Source organism: Parafrankia sp. FMc2, from assembly GCF_041008525.1.
Classification (GTDB): Bacteria; Actinomycetota; Actinomycetes; order Frankiales; family Frankiaceae; genus Parafrankia.
Genome location: NZ_JBFLUG010000373.1, coordinates 1 through 1,564, shown reverse-complemented (window position 1 = coordinate 1,564; position 1,564 = coordinate 1). Strand labels below are relative to the sequence as shown.

At 68.5% G+C, this 1,564-nt stretch carries 1 protein-coding gene; it reads right to left on the bottom strand.

Going from position 1 to position 1,564, the window contains the following annotated elements; translation table 11 throughout:
• Window positions 1-169 precede the first annotated feature (169 nt).
• On the bottom strand, window positions 170-1,384 hold the full coding sequence (locus AB1460_RS37350) for an IS701 family transposase (protein ID WP_420497468.1): 1,215 nt from the start codon (window positions 1,382-1,384) through the stop codon (window positions 170-172).
• Window positions 1,385-1,564 lie beyond the last annotated feature (180 nt).

The window sequence follows — 1,564 nt, the reverse complement described above, 5'->3', positions numbered from 1 at the left end:
CGCCGCGCCCACAAGACCGCCACCGCCGCACTCGACCTTCACGGCTTCCCCTGACAACCCGGACGAACCACCAGACCCGAAGATCACGGACAGATCAACTCAGAACGCGAGCGTGCCGGAGCCTTGGGCTGTTACGGCAGCTGTAGATAGCTGCCGGTGTGCTGCCTGATCATGGTGTGGTGTCGGCGTAGGTGTGCCATCGGCGGTGGCAGCGGCGGGCGTGGTGTTGGTGGCGGCGGCGCCAGGTGGACCACCACAGCAGGTGGTCGCGGTCTCGTCGGGGCGGCGGAAGGATCAAGGCCCGTAGCAGGCGCAGGAGTTCGTGGCTGCTGAGCGGGACGAGGTCGGCTTCGGTGGGGTCGTTCCGGCTCGTGTGGGCTGCGCGTTCGCTGGCGGCGGTGACGGCCAGGAAGGCGTAGGCGACCAGGGCGATCACGCTCCAGCGGTGCCAGGAGTTCCAGCAGGTGACCTGGCCTTTGTCGAGGTGGCAGATCTCCTTGGCGTCCTGGAAGTCGTCCTCTACCCGCCACCTGCGGCACACCAGGGACACCAGCCGCGCCAGGGGCACCGGTCCGGGGGCGAAGCAGCGGTAGTAGGACACGGTGCGGGTGTAGCGGTGCCGGCGGACCAGCAGCACGGACGTCCCCGCATCGGGGGCGTGTCCGTCGGGGGTGTCGTCGGCGGTGACCTCGATCATCGCCCAGTCGTAGTCGCGTACGCCTTTCTGCCCCGCGCCGGTTGGTATCCGCTGCCAGGCCCGTTTCGGCAGCTTCGCGGTGGCCATGGCCACACTCAGCTTGACCGGGCCGGTGATGACCTGGTGGTGGGAGCGCACGCCCACGACGTAACCCAGGCCCAGCCCGCGGCAGGTGGTACGCAGCTCCCGACCGCCGTAGACCTCGTCCCCCAGGAAGAAGGAGGCGGGTACGCCCTGTCCGACGGCGTCGCGGAGCAGGTCTTCGGCCAGCTGTGGCTTGGTGGCAAAGCCCAGCTCGTCCGGGACGCCGGTCAGTTCGCGGCGTTCCTCGTCAGCGGCCCACTCCTGGGTGAAGTACAGGCGCCGGCCGATCAGGCAGTGTCCGGTGGACGATGCGAAGGTGAGGTGCACGGCGACCTGGCACAGATCCACGCCGCCGACCGAGCCGGAGTACTGGCGGGCCGCGGCCACCGCGTCGATGGACGACTTGGCGTCACCGGTCTCGTCCGCGATCAGGATCCCGTCGCCGTCGTCGAGCAGGTCCACGGCCCAGGCCGCTGTCCGCCCAAGTACCGCTTCCTCGTCCCACACCGCGCGGGACAGCAGATGGTGCAGGCGGTGCGGGCCCCGTTCCCCGATCGCCTCGGCCAGGCTCCAGCAGTTGACGTCCTCAAGCTCCATCAGCATGCCCCGGGTCATCCGCGCGAACGTCTCCCGGGTCTCGCGGCGGGCGAAGCAGTCAGCTACTGATGATTAATGCGAGAAGTCATGTTGATCCGAGCTCTTCCCAAGCAAGCCCGGTCTCGGCAAGGAACCCGACAAGAAGATCGGGCCGGTACTGCACACGTTTCAGTCCGTGCTTGACGG

What these genes read in the sequence shown, in the direction of transcription:
- AB1460_RS37350 (WP_420497468.1), bottom strand. Translation starts at nt 1,384, where the DNA reads ATGCTGATGGAGCTTGAGGACGTCAACTGCTGGAGCCTGGCCGAGGCG.